The sequence below is a fragment of the Mesorhizobium sp. BHbdii genome, assembly GCF_053848045.1.
Genome location: NZ_JBSPKX010000004.1, coordinates 414107 through 431677, shown reverse-complemented (window position 1 = coordinate 431677; position 17571 = coordinate 414107). Strand labels below are relative to the sequence as shown.

Sequence of the window (17571 nt, the reverse complement as noted above, 5' to 3'; positions counted from 1 at the left end):
CGAGCATGGAGAGCTAAAGTGACGAAAGTTGAGGTATTGTTCTTCGACGTCCTGGGGACCGTTGTCGATTGGCGCGGCACCATAGCGGCGGAGGCAAGTTCTTTTCTGAAGCGCCACGATGCTTTGCATATCGACGCTAGTGCTTTTGCCGATGCTTGGGTCGGACGCTATGACGCATCGGTTGAAGCCGTTCGCCGCGGACGGCGGCCCTTTGTCCCGCTCGATCTGCTCAACATGGAGAACCTGGAAGCCTGTCTGAAAGAATACGGGTTGATGCCATCGGCTGTACCGAGCGCCGAACTGGAAAATCTCAATCTGGCTTGGCACCGCCTCAAGCCGTGGCCGGACTCGGTGGAGGGTCTTTTCAGATTGAAGGAACGCTTTATCGTCGCACCGCTGTCCGATGGGAACACCCGACTTCTGGTGGACATGGCAAAACATGCCGGGCTGCCATGGGATACGATCCTCGGCGCTGATGTCTCCGAGGCCTATAAGCCGATGCCACAGGTGTATCTTCGTGCCTGCGAGCTGCTGGGCGTGGAGCCGGACAGGGCGATGCTGGTTGCCGCCCACGACTACGATCTGGACGCCGCGCGTCGATGCGGATTGAAGACGGCGTATGTCGTTCGCGCAAATGCGCATGACCCGTCGAAGGCTGCCGTTGTCAAGCCGCGCGACGGTTGGGAATACATGGCAAATGACTTGATCGAACTCGCTGCAGTTCTGAAGTAGGTTGCGAGGGCCGCTCCGGCAGCCGGCAACAAAAGGCCGCGTTGTCCGCAAAGAGTCAGCACCAGCGTGCCGTACGGCTCGCCTACACGCCGAGCCACCGCCTCGGCATGGTCGAGCACCACGAAAATGGTGATGAACATAATCGCACTCGAAAGCGCTCCGATAAGGATCCTGACGCTCAGCGAACCTTCGTCTACCGACAGCCCGCTGGCTCCGACTGCGACAGCCATCACCAGGGAAATGAGGGTGCGGAGCGGTCGAGTTGCCCGTATTGCAGAGCAAGCCAATGACATCGCCGACTTTCACCCGATCGCCCAGCTTGATGCGAAGGCTGCCGCGCTGCGCAAGCTGGTGGCTGGACGGCCGCACTTGGGCGGCGAGCGGACAAGCTCTGGCAGCAATTGGCCGCAAATCGCGATGGAGCATCAACCGCGCCGCGCCGCCTCGATCGCGGCGACGTCGATTTTTACCATGGTCATCATGGCATCAAACGCGCGCTTCGCCTCGTCGCCGCCAGCCGCCATCGCGTCAGTCAGCACGCGCGGCGTGATTTGCCAGGAAATCCCCCATTTGTCTTTGCACCAGCCGCACACGCTCTCCTGGCCGCCGTTGCCGACAATGGCATTCCAATAGCGGTCGGTCTCCTCCTGATCATCGGTGACGATCTGGAAAGAGAACGCTTCGTTGTGCTTGAACTCGGGACCCCCGTTGAGGCCGATACAAGGAAGGCCCGCGACTGTGAATTCGACCGTCAACACGTCGCCCTCTTTGCCGGCCGGGTAGTCACTGGGTGCACGGTGCACGGCACTCACCACGCTGTCAGGAAATATCTCGGAGTAGAAGCGGGCGGCAGCCTCGGCGTCCTTATCGTACCAGAGGCAAATCGTATTCTTTGCCATTGCGGGTTCCTTTCGCTTTGGGGCCGAGATTTCGGCCTAGTTTCCCCATCCGCTCTCTTCCGAAATAGGTAGCCAACCGCTTTTCTCCACCCCCCGGAAGCGTGCCTCTCGCCCGGGCGTCGCAAAGGGCAGCCAACAGGACTACGATGCTCCGCCGGTCCGCCCCTCAGGCGGTCTTCGGCGTCTCCAGCCCCAGTTCGTCAACCATCGCCTCGCGCATGAGAAACTTCTGCGGCTTGCCGGTCACCGTCATCGGCAATTCGGTGCGAAAGCGGATGTGGCGCGGGATCTTGTAATGGGCGATCTGGCCGGCGCAAAAGGCCTTGATCTCCTGCTCGGTGGCGATCTGGCCCGGCTTGAGCACAATCCACGCGCAAAGCTCCTCGCCATATTTCGGGTCGGGAATGCCGAACACCTGCACTTCCCTGACCTTGGGATGGCGATAGAGGAACTCCTCGACCTCGCGCGGATAGACGTTCTCGCCGCCGCGGATGACCATGTCCTTGACCCGGCCGACAATGTTGCAATAGCCCTCGGCGTCGATGGTGGCGAGGTCGCCGGTGTGCATCCAGCCGTCGGGATCGATTGCCTCGCGGGTTTTTTTCTCGTCGTCCCAATAGCCCTTCATCACCGAATAGCCGCGTGTGCAGAGTTCGCCCGGCGCGCCGACCGCAACGGTGACGCCATCGGCATCGATCGCCTTGACCTCGACATGGGGATGGACACGACCGACCGTCGAGACGCGCTTTTCCAGTGGGTCGTCGACGCTGCTCTGAAACGACACCGGGCTGGTCTCGGTCATGCCATAGGCGATGGTCACCTCTGCCATGTGCATCAGCGACACCACCTTCTTCATCACCTCGATCGGGCACGGCGAGCCGGCCATGATGCCGGTGCGCAAGCTGGTGAGATCGAAGATGTCAAAATCCGGATGGTCGAGCAGGCCGACGAACATAGTCGGCACGCCGTAGAGGCCGGTGCAGCGCTCGCCGGCCACTGCCTTCAGCGTGGCGCCGGCATCGAAGCCCTCGCCCGGGAAGACCATGGTTGCGCCCTTGGTGACGCAGCCGATCGTGCCCATCGACATGCCGAAGCAGTGATAGAGCGGCACCGGGATGCACAACCGGTCCTCGACGGTCAGCCTGATCGCCGATGTGACGAAATTGCCGTTGTTGACGATGTTGTTGTGGGTCAGCGTCGCGCCCTTTGGCGCGCCTGTCGTGCCTGAGGTGAACTGGATGTTGATGGCGTCGCCGGGCTTCAGCCCCTCGGAGATCCGGTCGAGGCTGTCATGCTCGTCGCGTCCTGCCATCGCCAGAACATCGGCGAAATTGAACATGCCGGGAGAATTCTCCTCGCCCATGCGGATGACGATCTTCAGCGCCGGCAATTTTTTCGCCTCAAGTTTGCCGGGCGTCGCAGTCGCGATCTCCGGCGCGAGCGTCTCAATCATGCCGAGATAGTCGGACGTCTTGAATTTGGCGGCCGTGACCAGCGCTCGGCAAGCGACCTTGTTCAACGCATAATCCAGCTCGGTCAGCCGGTAGGCCGGATTGATGTTGACCAGGATCAGGCCGATGCGCGCGGTGGCGAATTGCGTCACCAGCCATTCCCAGCGGTTCGGCGACCAGATGCCGACGCGGTCTCCCTTTTCGAGGCCGAGCGCCAGGAAGCCTGCGGCCAGGGCATCCACCGTGTCTGAAAGTTCGCTCCAGGTGAAGCGCTTGTCCTGTTCGACGAAGACCGCGGCATCGAGCGTGCCGTATTTGCTGACGGTGTCCGAAAGCAGCGCCGGGATGGTCTGCTGCAGCAGCGGAACGGTGCGCTCGCCCGACACATGCGCCCGGCCGTCGACCGGCGCGACAAACGTACCGCCGTTGCGCGGGCGGCGGCCGCGCAGACTGGTGGCATTCTTCAACTCGTCGAGATTGATCGGCATCGCCGTGTCCTCCGCAGACGAGGCCGAGTCTATCAGCCTGCCGTGGTGGTGGAAATCCCGTTGATGGTACTGGAGCGCGGCGATCCCTCCCCGTTGAGTGGAGGGTGGACAGCCGCCGAAGGCGGATGGACGGGCGGGGTCGTTGCGGCAGTGCTCGACGTGAGACGACCCCACCCGCCTCGCTCCGCGAGGCACCCTCCCCTCAAGGGGGAGGGATTGCGCCTGCCACCTTCGCTGCGATGTCGCGCAGAACTGCTTCATCCGCAGCGGCGCGGATCTTCCGCGATGCGACAAGGCAGGCCTGCGAGCGCAGGATGACGCCGTCGGCCAGCACCTTCAGATGGTTAGCGCGCAGCGTCGAGCCTGACGTGGTGATGTCGACGACGACATCGGCCAATCCCGCCGCCGGCGCGCCTTCGGTGGCGCCCAGGCTCTCGACGATGCGATAGACCTGGATACCGTGCTTTTGCGAAAAGAACTGCTGCGTCAGCCGCCAGTATTTGGTGGCGATCCTGAGCCGCCTGCCGTGGCGCTGTCGGAAATCGGCGGCGACATCGTCGAGATCGGCCATCGTATCGACATCGAGCCAGATGTCGGGCACCGCCACCACGACATCGGCGTTGCCGAAACCGAGGCGGGCGACGATCTCCGCACGCGCCTCCCAATCGGCGAGGCTTTCGCGCAACAGATCCTCGCCGGTGATGCCGAGGTCGACCGAGCCCTGGCCGATCTCGCCTGATATTTCGGACGCCGACAGAAACGCCACCTCGACGCTCTCCACACCTTCGATGCGGGCGCGGTATTTACGCTCGTCGCCGGGCAGGCTGACGGCAAGCCCGGCGTTGGCCAGCACCTCCAGCGCCTGCTCCTTGAGCCGGCCCTTCGACGGGATCGCCAGCGTGATCATTGCGCCTTCTCCCGCAACGCTTCGATGCGGTCGAGCCAGACGGAAAAGCCGACGCCGGGGATCGGCGTTTTCGCGCCGAGCAGCGTCAGCAAGCGGTCATAGCGGCCGCCGCCGGCCAGCGGCCGGTCGCCGTTTTCCGCCGCGATCTCGAAGACCAGACCGGTGTAATAGTCGAGCGGACGACCGAAGGCGGCGTCGTAGCGGATTTTTGCCGTGGGCAGGCCAAGAGCTTCGATCGACTTTGCACGTGCGGAAAAATTGTCCAGCGCCGCGCCCAGCGAAAGCCCGGCGCCGGCCGCGAACGTTTCGAGCGCCTGTGCGGCGCCGTCAAGCGCTACGTCGATCGCCAGAAAATCCTTCAGCGCCGAAAACGCCTCGTTCGAGAGCCGCACGCTGCGCAGTTCGGCCTTTTCGATGAGCCGCCTAGCAATGTCGGCCGGCGAGCGCCCGGCCGACGCCGACAGCCCCGCTTGCTCCATGCCGCCGGCGATGTGCGACGAAAGCCCTTCCAGGTCGCCATTGAGGACAAGGGCAGCGACTGGGCCGGCGAGCTGGCCGTTGCGTGGCGGGTTGGCGAGGTCGGCAAGCGCTGCCTCCAGCATCGCCGCCGAACCGAAAGCCCGGGCCAGCCGCATGCGCCAGCCGCGCGGCAGGCCGAGCGCGGCGAGCACCGCTTCGAATATGGTCTGATCGCCGAGCGTGATCGCCAGTGCCTGGTCCGGCAGGACCAGCGAAAGCAGCGCATGCGCATCGGCCAGCGAACGGGCATCGGCCTGCGGCGTGTCGCGGTCGCCGAGATCCTCGATGCCGGCCTGGAAGAACTCATTGCCGCCCTCGCGGCGCTGGCGAAACACCTCGCCGAGATAGGAATAACGGCGCGGCGTGCCGGCCTGGCTGGCGATGTGGTCGAGGCAGACCGGGATGGTGAACTCGGGCCGCAGGCAAAGTGTGAGGCCGGTCTCGCTTTCGGTGAGGAAAATGCGGCGGCGCAGATCCTCTCCCGCCATGTCGAGGAATGGGTCGGCCGGCTGCAGCACCGCCACCTCGACCGCATGCGTGTTTCGCGCGGCGAAGAGCGCCGCGATGTCCGCGGCGATGGCGGGGTAACGGGAGGTCATGGGACCCCACCTTGCCTTCTCCCCTTGTGGGAGAAGGTGGATTCGCGCGAAGCGCCAAGACGGATGAGGGGTGCTGGAAGAAATGAGGCGTCGGCGCTCCCTGGAGCACCCCTCATCCGACCGAGCTTCGCTCGGCCACCTTCTCCCATATGGAGAGAAGGGAAGACTGGCGCCCTACTTGCCACGCGCTCGCTCCTCGGCCTGCGCCGCGAGTATCTTCCTGACCTCGCCAACCAGCTCGCTTTCCGCCACCGTCACCTGCGCCGGGCGTGCGGCGCGCCATTCGGCGTTGTCCGCAATCTCCGCCGACATGCGGGCGCCCTCGATCAGGTCCTTGATCTGCACCTCAGCCTTGGCGCGCTCGTCGCCGCCCTGGATGATGGCGACGGGGCTGCCGCGGCGGTCAGCATATTTGAGCTGCGCCTTCATGCCGGCGCCGCCGAGATACATTTCGGAGCGGATGCCGGCGGCACGCAGCTCGGCCACCATCTTCTGGTAGCGGCCGAGGTTTTCCGTGTCCTTGTCCATGGTCAGCACGACGACCGGCGCGATGACATCCGATGTGTCGAGTTTGCCGAGGTTCTTCAGCGCGGTCATCAGCCTTGAAACACCGATGGAAAAGCCGGTTGCCGGCACTGGCTCACCGCGAAAGCGCGAGACAAGGCCGTCATAACGCCCGCCGCCGCCGACCGAGCCGAAGCGCACGATCTGGCCGTCCTCGTTGGGGATCTCGGCCAGAAGCTCGGCCTCGAAGACCGGACCGGTGTAGTATTCGAGGCCACGGACGACGGAGGGATCGATCAGAATACGATCCGAATCGTATCCTGCCGTTGCTGCCAAGGTTGCTATCTGAGCAAGTTCGTTCAGACCTTCTACGATCTTGTCATTTGCATCGAAGATAAGGGCGAAAATACTCAGATTGTCGATGTTCCAAGTATCATTAAACGCTTCAGGCAGGGTAACCAAATTTGCTAGGGACTGAGCTTTCCTTGTCTGCTTTTCAAAGGTTTCTTTGTCTGTGGCGTCGATGGACCAATCAGCCGGCGGAACTCTGAATGGCAGGGGAAGCCCATTTAACTTCGCGTCGAGTGCATTGCCGTAACGAATGCCTACCAGGGTCTCTTTGAAGCGCGCGAGTTCAACAAGCGGCTCGATCTGCTTCTCATCCAATCCCGCTCCCTTGGTGAAATCGCCCTCACCTTCTTTGCCGCCATCCCAGCGACCCTTGCCGAGCAATAGCTTCACACCTTCCGGCCCAAACTTATCCAGCTTGTCGATCGCCCGCAGCACCGTCAGCCGCCGGCCGACGTTCTCGTCGCCACCGAGGCCGATCGCCTCGAGCACGCCGTCGAGCACCTTGCGATTGTTGACCCTAATGACGTAGTCGCCGCGTTTGATGCCCAGCGCCTCCATCACGTCGGCCATCATCATCGCCATTTCGGCGTCCGCCGCCACACCCGGCGTGCCGACCGTGTCGGCATCGAACTGCATGAACTGGCGGAAGCGGCCGGGGCCGGGCTTCTCGTTGCGGAACACCCAGCCGGAGCGGTAGCTGCGATAGGGTTTCGACAGACGCTCAAAGTTTTCGGCGACGAAGCGGGCCATCGGCGCGGTCAAATCGTAGCGCAGCGACAGCCACTGGTCATCGTCGTCCTGGAAGGAGAATACGCCCTCGTTCGGCCGATCCTGGTCGGGCAGGAATTTGCCCAGCGCATCGGTGTATTCGATCATCGGCTGGTCGACCGGCTCGAAGCCGTAAAGCTCATAGACCGAGCGGATCGTCGCCATCATCTTCTCGACGGCGCGGATATCGTCGGCGCCGCGGTCGACAAGCCCGCGCGGCAGCCGCGCTTTCATCTTTTCCGATTTGTCGGCCATCGTATGGGTACTCGGTGTTTCCTAGCGTTCCGTGGATCGGCAAAATTACTGAATTTCCACAGCGCGGGTGTCCTAACCGATGCAGCCGGGAGCGGCAAGGGTTTGCACCTTTCCTGAAACACACCGGGCCAAAACGAAACAATTCCGCCATGAGCGCGGCATCGTGCCGACACAATCGCAGCCGATAAAGCGCGCCGAAACAAGGGGTTCGAGCCATGACCACGGCACGGCAATTCGACATCATCGACAGCGGCGCCCGCGAGCGGCCCCGGCTGCGGCCGGCCGATCATCATGCACCGAGGCCTGCAACCCAAATGGCGGGACCGTTCGAGGTTGCCGCGGACGAGCGTACAGGACCGACCATGCGCGATGCGCTGGTGACCGGCCTGCTGGTGATCTACCCAGCCCTTGCCACGGTGGCGGCCATCGTCGCCGGGCTTTTTCTGGCCGGCGCCAGCGGCGCTTGAGTTTTTGAGCGCCCTGCCTTCTCCCCTGTGTGGGAGAAGGCAAAACGGAAGCTCACTTCGGCCGCTTGAACGCCTTGCGCTCCGCCTCGACCTGCTCGCGGCAGACACAGCCCTCGAGATGGTCGTTGACCAGCCCCATGGCCTGCATGAAGGCGTAGACGGTGGTCGGGCCGACAAAGCTCCAGCCGCGTTTTTTCAGCTCCTTTGAAATCCGCACAGAGACCGCCGTAGTCGGGTTAGCGCGCAGATGCGCGAGATCGACGATTTCGGGCCGCTGGTCCGGGCCGGGTTCGAACTTCCAGAACCAGGCAGCCAGCGAGCCGGCCTCGTCGGCCATTTCACGGGCGCGCTTGGCGTTGTTGATGGTCGAGACGATCTTGCCGCGGTGGCGGATGATGCCGGCATTGCCGAGCAGGCGCTCGACGTCCTCGTCGGTGAAGGCGGCGATCTTGTCGATATCGAAGCCGGCGAACGCCTCGCGGAAATTCTCGCGCTTGCGCAATATGGTCAGCCAAGACAGGCCCGACTGAAAGCCTTCGAGGCAGATCTTTTCGAACAGCCTGCGGTCGTCGGTGACCGGGCGGCCCCATTCATGATCGTGGTAGTGCAAATAATCCGGCAGATTGCCGTGCCAGAAGCAGCGCGCGACACCGTCGGGTCCGGAGAGCAGGCCTGTCTTCTCATCCATGGCAGAATTCCATTCGTTAATGCGTCTCAGCGCTGCCTTTACCGCGGCTTTACCAGATTCATGAACCGGCCGGTAACCACACCGAAAGGTTTACTGACAACGGAGCATTTTACGCATTCCGATTCACGTTTCAGTTGCCGCTCCGCGCCCAATGTCCGCGAAATCGGGGACGCTTTTGGGCCCCGGCGTGTTCGATGATCAAGGTGCGTTCCGATGAAGACACTTTTGTTCCCGCTGCTCGGCGCCGCGGCCGTACTGGCCGCTGCCGCTACATCCTCCAGCGCCAATGACCGCTATGCCGACAGGCCGCCAGTGATGGTGAGCCCCGACCTTTCGGCGCCCTGGGTGCTGCAGCTTGGCCGCGCGCCGGGCATCGTCCGCCAGAGCCGGCAAGAGATGCAAAAGCCGCAGCGCCGTTCTCAAAGGCAGGCGCAACCGGCTCAGCTGCATACGGCGGCGATGCAGGCGCCGGCCAAGAAGCGCCTGCTCGCGCGGCCGCAGATCAACCCGATCTACCTGCCGCAGGAGGTCGCCTATGACGGTCCGGAGAAGCCGGGCACGATCGTCATCGATACGAGGGAGAATTTCCTTTATCTGGTCGAGAACAACGGCAAGGCGCGGCGCTATGGCGTCGGCACCGGCAAGCCGGGCTTCGAATGGGCCGGCAAGCACAAGATCTCGCAGAAGAAGGTCTGGCCCGAATGGCGACCGCCGGCGCAGATGATCTCGCGCGAGGCCGCCAACGGCCGTTATCTGCCGACCTATGTCGCCGGCGGCGTCGAGAACCCGCTCGGCGCGCGCGCGCTCTATCTCGGCTCGACGCTCTACCGCATCCACGGCACCAACCAGCCCTGGACGATCGGCGGCGCCGTGTCGTCGGGCTGCATTCGCATGCGCAACGAGGACGTCGTCGACCTCTATGAGCGGGTCGATGTTGGCACGACGGTTGTGGTGATGTAATCTGCAGTTGATTTTGTTGCCGATTCTGTCCAGAAGACTCTGGATCATCGGATACGGGGGACGGGCCGTGTGGGGATGCGGCCAGTCAAGAAAGGGCAGCGCGGCAAACCGCGCTGCCCTTTCTGTTTCTAGGACGCGACAGGATCATGTCTGGAAGGGTCAGCTTTGACCGGTAGGTCGCGCCCGGGGTATGGCGGTTCGCATTCTCGCTGCCATTCTTCTCGTTATTTTGCTATGTCGGCTGCAACGTTCCCAGACAAAGGCCAATCTGCATGCCCCTGTCCGACGACAGCCGCTATCTCAAAGGCGGCCCGGTCGCCCAACGCATCATCGCCTCGGTGCGCGAGGATGCAGCGATCGCCACCGCAGAAGGTTTTCCGCCCAAACTGATATCGATCACCGTCGGCGACACCGCTGCGGTCGACGTCTATGTGCGCAACCAGCGCGCCAAGGCGGCATTGGCCGGCATCGGTTTCGAGGAAAGACGGTTTGCCGCCGACATCACCGCCGGCGAACTCGAAGCAGCGATCCACGGTCTTAATGCCGATCCGCGCGTCACCGGTATCATCATCCAGCGGCCGGTGCCGGTGCATATCCCGATCAAGACGCTTCAGGCGGCGGTGCATCCGCTCAAGGACGTCGAGGGCATGCACCCGGCCTCGATCGGCAACATCGTCTACAACCAGCTCGACCTTGCACCGTGCACGGCGGCCGCTTCGGTCGAACTGCTCAAGGAGACCGGCCTCGATCTGAAGGGGCTCGAGGTCGTCATCGTCGGCCATTCCGAGATCGTCGGCAAGCCGATCGCCTTCCTCTTGATGAGCAAGGGCGCGACGGTGACGGTCTGCCATCACATGACGCGCTCGGTGGCAGCGCACGCGCGCCGTGCCGATGCGCTGTTCGTCGCCGTCGGCAAGCCGCGGCTGATCAAGGCCGACATGGTCAAGCCGGGTGCAGCCGTCATCGACATCGGCATCAATGCCGAAACAGGACCGGACGGCGAGAGCCGCATCGTTGGCGACGTCGACGCCGAGAGCGTCAAGCATGTCGCGTCCTGGATCACGCCGGTGCCGGGCGGCGTCGGCCCGATCACCGTGGCGATTCTTTTGCGCAACACAATGGTGGCGCTCAGCCGCCAACGCGCACGCTACCAGGCGACCTACGGTGTGGTGGACAAGCTCGCGGCGGAATAGGCACGTAGCGGCAGGCCCCATCACCCAGCCTCCGCTTCGCTCGGCTGACATCTCCCCGAGGGGAGAGGAGGCTTTCAAGGCACCAGTCTCTTGTCCCCAACGGGGAGAAGGTGGCAGCCCACGGGTCTTGCCTCCGGCAAGCCCGAGGACAGGCTCCGCGGCCGGCTGAAGGGACTCGCCTCAGAACTGTCCCGTCACTCCGCTGCCACGACTGCCCTGTTGTCCGGAAGGCCTTCCGGCCTCGGTCCGCCATAGGCCCAGTCGAGCAGTTTTACCGTGTGCACCACCGGCAGCTTCGCCGCTGACGCAATCTGGGTGATGCAGCCAATGTTGCCGGTGGCGACGATTTCAGCACCTGTCGCCTCGATATTCCTGACCTTGCGATCACGCAGCTGTACCGAAATCTCGGATTGCAGGATGTTGTAAGTGCCGGCCGACCCGCAGCACAGATGCCCCTCGCGCGGCTCGCGCACGATGAAGCCTGCCTTGGCCAAAAGCTCCTTGGGCTGGCGGGTGATCTTCTGGCCGTGCTGCATCGAGCAGGCAGAGTGATAGGCAACGATGGTGCCGGGCTTGCGCACCGGCTCGGGCAGGTCGAGACCCACCAGATATTCCGTGATGTCCTTGGCCAGCGCCGATACGCGCGCCGCCTTGTCGGCATAGGCCGGATCGAGGCGCAGCATGAAGCCGTAGTCCTTGATGGTGGTGCCGCAGCCCGACGCGGTGATGACGATGGCATCCAGCCCGCCCTGGTCGATGGCGCGCATCCAGGCGTCGACATTGCGCCTGGCCGAGGCAAGCGCTGCCTCCTCGCGGCCCATGTGATGCACCAGCGCGCCGCAGCAGCCCTCACCCTCGGGAACCACGACCTCGACGCCCAACCGCGTCAGCAGCGCGATCGTCGTGTCGTTAATGCCGGGATCGAGCACGGATTGTGCGCAGCCGGTGAGAATGGCGACGCGGCCGTTTTTTGCGGCGCCCTGCCCGGCATGGATGCCCGGCGAAGCCATTGGCGAGGCCGCAGGAACCGACGCTGGGGCAAGCTTGAGCATCGCGCCCAGCGGCTTCAGCGCCGGGATCTTTTCGAACAGACCGGCGAATGGCTGCGCGAGCCTCGCCAGCTTGAGCGCAGCGCGAAAGCGCGAGGGATAAGGCAGGACAAAGGCCAGCATGGCGCGCGTCAGCCGATCGAGCGGCGAGCGCCTGTAGGTCTCCTCGATATGGACGCGGGCGTGGTTGACCAGATGCATGTAATTGACGCCCGACGGGCAGGTTGTCATGCAGGCGAGGCAGGACAGGCAGCGGTCGATATGGGTGACGATCTGCTTGTCAGCGGGGCGACCGTTCTCCAGCATGTCCTTGATCAGGTAGATCCGCCCGCGCGGCGAATCTAACTCGTTGCCAAGCGTTACATAGGTCGGGCAGGTGGCCGTGCAGAAGCCGCAATGCACGCATTTGCGCAGGATCTTCTCCGATTCCGCGACATGCGGATCGGCAAGCTGGGCAAGCGAAAAATTGGTCTGCACGCAAAAAGTCCTATAATCCCAAGAACCAGCTTTCCGGGTCTTTGACCGGCTCGCCGCGCTGCAGCGCCTGCAGGCCGAGAATGCAGCGGGCAATGAACCAGACGGCGACAACGAACATCAGCGCGACGCCTATCGCCACCATCATCAGCACAACCGAGATCAGCGCATAAAGCAGACCGATCCAGAAGGTGCGGATCAGGAATGTATAGTGGCTCTCGACGAAGCCGCCTGCTTTGCCGCGGTTGATATAGGCCAGCACGATGCCGACAATACCGGTGACGCCGATGACGAGGCTGGCGAGATAGAGGATGTAGATGACCAGCGCGTTGGTCGAACCCGGCTCCAGCCAGCGGTCGGTCTGGCGCGGCGCGGGTTTACCTGAATCGGTCGGGCCTGGATTGATGTCGCTCATAATGCTGCTCCCTCGGTTGCCGTGCCAAGAGTAGCAGAGCTTGCAGCCGGCGCCATACGACCGGGATTGAGGATATTCTTAGGATCGAATTCGGCTTTGAGCCGCGCCGACAACGCTGCCAGTTGCGGCGCCTGCGGCTCAAACACCGGCACAGCGGCGCGATGCGAAGGCGCCGCGCGCACCAGCGTCGCATGGCCGCCGCCATATTGTCTCACCAGGCCGCGCAGAAGACCGGCTTCGGGATCGCCATGCTCCATGCGCAGCCAGATCAGTCCGCCCTGCCAGTCATAGAAGGCATCGGCCGCCGCCTGCATGCGCAGCGCCAGCACCATCTGGTGACCTTGCGCCGGCGCCATCGACACGCGCCACACCGGCTTTTCCAGGCCGTCGGCAAACGGCGCGCAATTTCTGATGTCGCGCCAGACGGAATGCGAGATATCGCCCGAAATCTCCTCGAGCGGGCCGGCATTTCCGAGCAGGTCTTTCAGCGCGGCGATGCGGTAGGCGACCGACGGGCCGAACCCCTCGACGCGCAGCAATGTCGCCGCGGCATTGCCGAGGCTCCCGCCGGCGACCCGCGCGGCGACGCGTTCGGGAAGATGGGCCGCACTCGACACTTCGGCGCTGGAGCCGAGCGCCAGCGCCATGGCGGCGGCGGCATGATCGTCGAGCAGGCCGCGCAGAGCGAGCGTGACTTCGGTCTCGGCTGATGGCAGCACCTTGAAGGTGACGTCGGTGAGGACGGCAAGCGTGCCCCAGCTGTTGGCCATGAGTTTCGACAGGTCGTAGCCGGTGACGTTCTTGACGACGCGGCCGCCGGACTTGAAGGCCTCGCCGCGACCGGAAACCGCCGCTACGCCGAGAATATGGTCGCGCGCCGCCCCCGCCTTCAGCCGGCGCGGGCCGCAAAGGTTCGCAGCCAGCACGCCGCCGATCGTGCCTCGCCCTAACCCACCGCCGAGCAGCGGGCCATAATCCAGCGGCTCGAAGGCCAGCTGCTGGCCGTTTTCGGCAAGCAGGCTTTCGATGTCGGCGAGCGGCGTGCCGGCTTTGGCCGACAGCACCAGTTCGGCCGGCTCGTAGAGCGTCACGCCGGACAGTTTCGACAGGTCGAGCGTATGCTCGGTCTGCAGAGGACGGCCGATGCCGCGCTTGGAGCCGTGGCCGAGGATTTCGAGCGGCGAGTCTTCCGCCGCGGCCCAGGCGACGGTGGAGAGGACTTCGGCTGACGTAGATGGGGCGAAAGTGGTCATGGCTATCTCTGGTTCCTCGCTCCCGCAACGCGGGGGAGAGGTGGCTCGGGCGAAGCCCGAGACGGAGAGGGGGCAATCATAGAACGCCACCTCCAATCTTCTTGGCCGCAAAAACGAACCTCAGGTCCGAGGCGATCAGGTCTTCGGCCAACCGCCCTTCCAGCGCCGCAAGAATGGTCTCGCAAACGCTTGTCCGGCTCTTGAGTACGTCGACGTTCCAGAACCGCACTACCGAGAACCCTTCGCCACGCATGAATTCGTTGCGTCGTCTGTCATAGGAGCTCTCGGCATGCTGACTTCCGTCCAGTTCAACGACCAGCTTTTCGCTTCGGCAGGCGAAGCCGACGAAATACGGCCCGATCGGCACCTGTCGCAGAAATTTATATCCGCCAAGCCTTTTGGCTTTCAGTTCGTTCCACAGGGTTGCTTCCATCGGATTGTCGCCATGCCGAAGCTCACGAGCACGCGCGATCCTTTCAGGCGAGCGGCGGCTTGGCACGTCGGCCGCAGACCCCCTCTCCGTCTCGGGCTTTGCCCGAGCCACCTCTCCCCCGCTTCGCGGGGGCGAGGAACCCCCATTCTGAGATCCCATCATCAAAACCTCGGAATGTCCGGAAACGCTGTCTGCCCGCGATGCACGTGCATGCGTCCGAGCTCGGCGCAGCGGCGCAACTGGGGAAACACCTTGCCCGGGTTGAGCAGATGGTTGGGATCGAAAGCGCATTTGACCCGCATCTGCTGGTCGAGGTCGATCTGGTTGAACATTTCTGGCATCAGGTCGCGCTTCTCCACCCCCACCCCGTGCTCGCCGGTCAGCACGCCGCCGACTTTGACGCAGAGCCGCAGGATGTCGGCGCCGAAACTTTCCGCTTTGTCGAGCTCGCCCGGCATATTGGCGTCATAAAGGATCAGCGGATGCAGGTTGCCGTCGCCGGCATGGAAGACATTGGCGACCCCGAGGCCGTATTTCTCCGACAGTTCGCGCATCCCGTGCAGCACGCGCGGCAGTTCCTTGCGCGGGATGGTGCCGTCCATGCAGTAGTAGTCGGGCGAGATGCGGCCGACCGCCGGAAAGGCAGCTTTGCGGCCGGCCCAGAAGCTCAGCCTCTCCTGCTCCGACTGCGAGATGCGGCATGTGGTCGAGCCGTTCCTATAGGCGATGGCTTCGACAAGGCCGATCAGGTGATCGACCTCGACGCCCGGCCCGTCGAGCTCGACGATCAGCAGCGCCTCGACATCCAAGGGATAGCCGGCATGGACGAAATCCTCGGCCGCGTGGATCGCCGGGCGGTCCATCATCTCCATGCCGCCCGGGATGATGCCGGCGCCGATGATGTCGGCGACGCATTGGCCACCCTGCTCGCTGGTCGGGAAGCCGATCAGCAGCGCGCGCGCCGTCTCCGGCTTCTTCAGGATGCGCACAGTGACCTCGGTGACGACGCCGAGAAGCCCTTCGGAACCGGTCATGACCCCGAGCAGCTCGTAGCCTTCCGCGTCGAGATGCTTGCCGCCGAGCCGCACCACCTCGCCGTTCATCAGCACCATCTCGATACCGAGCACATTGTTGGCGGTAAGACCGTACTTCAGGCAATGCACGCCGCCGGAATTCTCCGCGACATTGCCGCCGATCGAGCAGGCGATCTGGGAGGATGGATCGGGGGCGTAGTAAAAGCCCTCCTGCTCGACGGCGGTGGTGATGCCGAGATTGGTGACGCCCGGCTGGGCGACGACGATGCGGTTGGGAAAATCGATCTCGAGAATGTGGTTGAACCTGCTCATCACCAGCAGCACGGCATCTTCGAGCGGCAGCGCGCCGCCGGACAGCGAGGTGCCGGAGCCGCGCGGCACGACGCGGATGTTGCGGTCGTTGCAATATTTCAGCACGCGCGAGACCTGCGCCACCGTTTCGGGCAGCACCACGACCAGCGGCAATTGCCGATAGGCGGTGAGGCCGTCGCTCTCGAACGCACGCATCGAATTGGCAGCGTCGACGACGCCTTCGCCCGGCACGATGATGCGCATATCGGCGACGATCTCGTCGCGCCGGCGCATCGTGGCGTCGTCTGGCTTCGGCATCAGCAGGCCGGACATCGACAGTCTCCTTCGATCGACTGGTAAAAATCTTTTACCAGCGGCAGGCGCCTGTTGCAAATCCTGCTTTGGCCGGAATCGAGCGCCGACACCGGGACGGGCTTCCGCAGCGGCAATCTGCCGCTGAGATTTCATCCTCCCCTTGTGGGTTGTTTGGACCGGGAGAGGTGACCCGGTCCTACTCGCCCGCCTGCTTGGCGGGTTCGGAGTGCAAGCGGCGCACACGGCGCACGCCCCACCAGACCAGCAGGATGGCGAGCGGCACCGAGGCGGCGGTGACGAGCTCGGGCGCGAAGGCATGGCCGAAGATCGAGGCGCCCTTGGCGACGTAGCCGATGAGGCCGACGACGTAGTAGGAGACGGCGGCCACCGACAGCCCTTCCACCGTCTGCTGCAGCCGCAGTTGCAGGCGGGCGCGGTTGTTCATCGACGCCAGCAGATCGCGGTTCTGCTTCTCGACTTCGACGTCGACCCAGGTGCGCAGCAGCGTGGTGGCGCGGGTGAGCTTCGTCGACAGATTGGCCTGACGCTCCTCGACCGAACGGCAGGTGCGCATGGCGGGGGCGACGCGACGCTGCAGGAACCCGCCCCAGGTGTCGTAGCCGGGCACCGCCTCCTCCTCCAGCGCCTCCAGCCGTTCGCGGACGATGCCGTCATAGGCGCGGCTGGCGCCGAAGCGATAGAGGCTGGAGGCTGCATCGGCCTCCAGCTCGGCGGCAAGCTCGGTCAGGTCGGCAAGCAGCGTCTGGCTGTCGCGGGTTTCGGCGACTTTCATTTCCAGTGTGGTCTGCGCCAGCCTGTCTTCGATGCGGCGCGCGCGACCGGACTGCATCAGCGCCAGCGGCAGGCCAAGCATGGCCAGCGTGCGGTAGGTTTCGATATCGATCAGCCGCTGCGCCAGCGCGCCGGTACGTGCCGGCGTCAGGCCGCGGTCGAGCACCAGCATGCGGGTCATGCCGTCACCGTCCTGGCGGAAATCGGTGACGATGGCGGCGTTGCCGCGCTCGACCAGCGAATAGCACAGGCTGGTCGGGTCGAAGCTGGCGATCAGCTTTTCGCTCGCCTGCGTCCATTTGCGGATTTCGAGCCTGATGCCGGAAATCACCGTTCCCGGCGGAGAAAACCCGTGGCCGAAAGGCGAAGCTTCCTGGCGCTGGCCGCTCTCGGAGAGCGGCCCTTCCCACAGATAGGTGGAGAATTCCGTGTGCCGTTCCCAGCGGAGCGAGCCCTTGCCCCACTTCATCGCGTGGTGGCGGGCATGAGGGTCGGGCGCGGCGATGCCGAGCCGCCGCGACAATTCGGAAAGCACGGCCTGGTCGACGCCGGACCCAGCTTCGGTCATGAAGGAAAGCTGCACCAGCACGCGCGGTTTCTCGACCAGCGGATGCGGACGGGCGTGAACCTCGCCGAGCGCGCCAGGCCGTCCCTGATGCGCGGGAAAGCCCATGACGCTGCCCTCGACGCGCGGCTGAAATTTGAGATTGGACGGGTCATCTGCCACGGCTGGT

Annotated in this window: 15 protein-coding genes and 3 pseudogenes; 4 read left to right on the top strand and 14 right to left on the bottom strand. The window is 64.0% G+C overall.

Going from position 1 to position 17571, the window contains the following annotated elements:
* Window positions 1–18 precede the first annotated feature (18 nt).
* Window positions 19–732 (top strand): haloacid dehalogenase type II, encoded by a 714-nt coding sequence (locus tag ACWTU8_RS22695; RefSeq protein WP_455849910.1) that lies wholly within the window; start codon window positions 19–21, stop codon window positions 730–732.
* A 53-nt stretch (window positions 733–785) separates the two neighbouring features.
* Here ACWTU8_RS22695 and ACWTU8_RS22690 read toward each other — a convergent pair.
* The 7 genes and pseudogenes from ACWTU8_RS22690 to ACWTU8_RS22660 all read right to left on the bottom strand — a co-directional run.
* Window positions 786–1025 (bottom strand): annotated as a pseudogene (locus tag ACWTU8_RS22690) (ionic transporter); the annotation flags it as partial.
* A gap of 132 nt (window positions 1026–1157) precedes the next feature.
* Window positions 1158–1631, bottom strand: a complete 474-nt coding sequence (locus tag ACWTU8_RS22685; protein WP_455849909.1) for a VOC family protein — start codon at window positions 1629–1631, stop codon at window positions 1158–1160.
* A gap of 166 nt (window positions 1632–1797) precedes the next feature.
* Window positions 1798–3570, bottom strand: a complete 1773-nt coding sequence (locus ACWTU8_RS22680; protein WP_455849908.1) for an AMP-binding protein — start codon at window positions 3568–3570, stop codon at window positions 1798–1800.
* Window positions 3571–3772: 202 nt separating this feature from the next.
* Window positions 3773–4477 carry an ATP phosphoribosyltransferase gene (hisG, locus tag ACWTU8_RS22675; RefSeq protein WP_455849907.1) on the bottom strand — a complete coding sequence of 235 codons (705 nt, stop codon included), beginning with the start codon at window positions 4475–4477 and terminating at the stop codon, window positions 3773–3775.
* Window positions 4474–5595, bottom strand: a complete 1122-nt coding sequence (locus ACWTU8_RS22670) for an ATP phosphoribosyltransferase regulatory subunit (RefSeq protein ID WP_455849906.1) — start codon at window positions 5593–5595, stop codon at window positions 4474–4476. The genes hisG and ACWTU8_RS22670 overlap by 4 nt, the downstream gene beginning before the upstream one ends.
* Window positions 5596–5769: 174 nt before the next feature.
* Window positions 5770–6483: pseudogene (locus tag ACWTU8_RS22665) on the bottom strand (ATP phosphoribosyltransferase regulatory subunit); the annotation flags it as partial.
* 252 nt (window positions 6484–6735) lie between these two features.
* Window positions 6736–7473: pseudogene (locus ACWTU8_RS22660) on the bottom strand (ATP phosphoribosyltransferase regulatory subunit); the annotation flags it as partial.
* A gap of 215 nt (window positions 7474–7688) precedes the next feature.
* Between ACWTU8_RS22660 and ACWTU8_RS22655 the strand changes: the two are divergent.
* Window positions 7689–7940 (top strand): hypothetical protein, encoded by a 252-nt coding sequence (locus tag ACWTU8_RS22655; RefSeq protein ID WP_287337934.1) that lies wholly within the window; start codon window positions 7689–7691, stop codon window positions 7938–7940.
* Between the two features lie 52 nt (window positions 7941–7992).
* On the opposite strand, the gene ACWTU8_RS22650 is transcribed toward ACWTU8_RS22655, so the two are convergent.
* Window positions 7993–8628, bottom strand: a complete 636-nt coding sequence (locus tag ACWTU8_RS22650; protein ID WP_029348372.1) for a DNA-3-methyladenine glycosylase I — start codon at window positions 8626–8628, stop codon at window positions 7993–7995.
* A gap of 213 nt (window positions 8629–8841) precedes the next feature.
* On the opposite strand from ACWTU8_RS22650, the gene ACWTU8_RS22645 reads away from it, so the two are divergent.
* Window positions 8842–9588 carry a L,D-transpeptidase family protein gene (locus ACWTU8_RS22645; RefSeq protein WP_455849905.1) on the top strand — a complete coding sequence of 249 codons (747 nt, stop codon included), beginning with the start codon at window positions 8842–8844 and terminating at the stop codon, window positions 9586–9588.
* Window positions 9589–9860: 272 nt separating this feature from the next.
* Entirely contained in the window at window positions 9861–10781 is a 921-nt protein-coding gene (locus tag ACWTU8_RS22640) for a bifunctional 5,10-methylenetetrahydrofolate dehydrogenase/5,10-methenyltetrahydrofolate cyclohydrolase (RefSeq protein ID WP_095519004.1), read from the top strand.
* A gap of 194 nt (window positions 10782–10975) precedes the next feature.
* On the opposite strand, the gene glcF is transcribed toward ACWTU8_RS22640, so the two are convergent.
* From glcF to ACWTU8_RS22610, 6 genes are all read right to left on the bottom strand, one after another.
* Window positions 10976–12307: a glycolate oxidase subunit GlcF gene (gene glcF / locus ACWTU8_RS22635; protein ID WP_455849904.1), complete on the bottom strand. Its 1332-nt coding sequence runs from the start codon at window positions 12305–12307 to the stop codon at window positions 10976–10978.
* 10 nt (window positions 12308–12317) lie between these two features.
* The gene (locus ACWTU8_RS22630) at window positions 12318–12719 is read right to left on the bottom strand and encodes a DUF4870 family protein (RefSeq protein WP_455849903.1); all 402 of its coding nucleotides are present in this window, start codon (window positions 12717–12719) and stop codon (window positions 12318–12320) included.
* The gene (locus tag ACWTU8_RS22625) at window positions 12716–13972 is read right to left on the bottom strand and encodes an FAD-binding protein (RefSeq protein WP_455849902.1); all 1257 of its coding nucleotides are present in this window, start codon (window positions 13970–13972) and stop codon (window positions 12716–12718) included. The genes ACWTU8_RS22630 and ACWTU8_RS22625 overlap by 4 nt, the downstream gene beginning before the upstream one ends.
* Window positions 13973–14048: 76 nt before the next feature.
* The gene (locus ACWTU8_RS22620; protein ID WP_455849901.1) at window positions 14049–14405 is read right to left on the bottom strand and encodes an endonuclease domain-containing protein; all 357 of its coding nucleotides are present in this window, start codon (window positions 14403–14405) and stop codon (window positions 14049–14051) included.
* A 161-nt stretch (window positions 14406–14566) separates the two neighbouring features.
* The gene (locus ACWTU8_RS22615; RefSeq protein ID WP_455849900.1) at window positions 14567–16063 is read right to left on the bottom strand and encodes an FAD-linked oxidase C-terminal domain-containing protein; all 1497 of its coding nucleotides are present in this window, start codon (window positions 16061–16063) and stop codon (window positions 14567–14569) included.
* 178 nt (window positions 16064–16241) lie between these two features.
* On the bottom strand, window positions 16242–17564 hold the full coding sequence (locus ACWTU8_RS22610; RefSeq protein ID WP_455849899.1) for a DUF3422 family protein: 1323 nt from the start codon (window positions 17562–17564) through the stop codon (window positions 16242–16244).
* Window positions 17565–17571: the final 7 nt, after the last annotated feature.

Excerpts from the sequence above, each read along its gene's own strand:
- ACWTU8_RS22685 (WP_455849909.1), bottom strand. The coding sequence starts at position 1,631 with ATGGCAAAGAATACGATTTGCCTCTGGTACGATAAGGACGCCGAGGCT.
- ACWTU8_RS22680 (WP_455849908.1), bottom strand. The coding sequence starts at position 3,570 with ATGCCGATCAATCTCGACGAGTTGAAGAATGCCACCAGTCTGCGCGGC.
- hisG (WP_455849907.1), bottom strand. The coding sequence starts at position 4,477 with ATGATCACGCTGGCGATCCCGTCGAAGGGCCGGCTCAAGGAGCAGGCG.
- ACWTU8_RS22670 (WP_455849906.1), bottom strand. The coding sequence starts at position 5,595 with ATGACCTCCCGTTACCCCGCCATCGCCGCGGACATCGCGGCGCTCTTC.
- ACWTU8_RS22655 (WP_287337934.1), top strand. The coding sequence starts at position 7,689 with ATGACCACGGCACGGCAATTCGACATCATCGACAGCGGCGCCCGCGAG.
- ACWTU8_RS22650 (WP_029348372.1), bottom strand. The coding sequence starts at position 8,628 with ATGGATGAGAAGACAGGCCTGCTCTCCGGACCCGACGGTGTCGCGCGC.
- ACWTU8_RS22645 (WP_455849905.1), top strand. The coding sequence starts at position 8,842 with ATGAAGACACTTTTGTTCCCGCTGCTCGGCGCCGCGGCCGTACTGGCC.
- ACWTU8_RS22640 (WP_095519004.1), top strand. The coding sequence starts at position 9,861 with ATGCCCCTGTCCGACGACAGCCGCTATCTCAAAGGCGGCCCGGTCGCC.
- ACWTU8_RS22630 (WP_455849903.1), bottom strand. The coding sequence starts at position 12,719 with ATGAGCGACATCAATCCAGGCCCGACCGATTCAGGTAAACCCGCGCCG.
- ACWTU8_RS22625 (WP_455849902.1), bottom strand. The coding sequence starts at position 13,972 with ATGACCACTTTCGCCCCATCTACGTCAGCCGAAGTCCTCTCCACCGTC.
- ACWTU8_RS22620 (WP_455849901.1), bottom strand. The coding sequence starts at position 14,405 with ATGGAAGCAACCCTGTGGAACGAACTGAAAGCCAAAAGGCTTGGCGGA.
- ACWTU8_RS22615 (WP_455849900.1), bottom strand. The coding sequence starts at position 16,063 with ATGTCCGGCCTGCTGATGCCGAAGCCAGACGACGCCACGATGCGCCGG.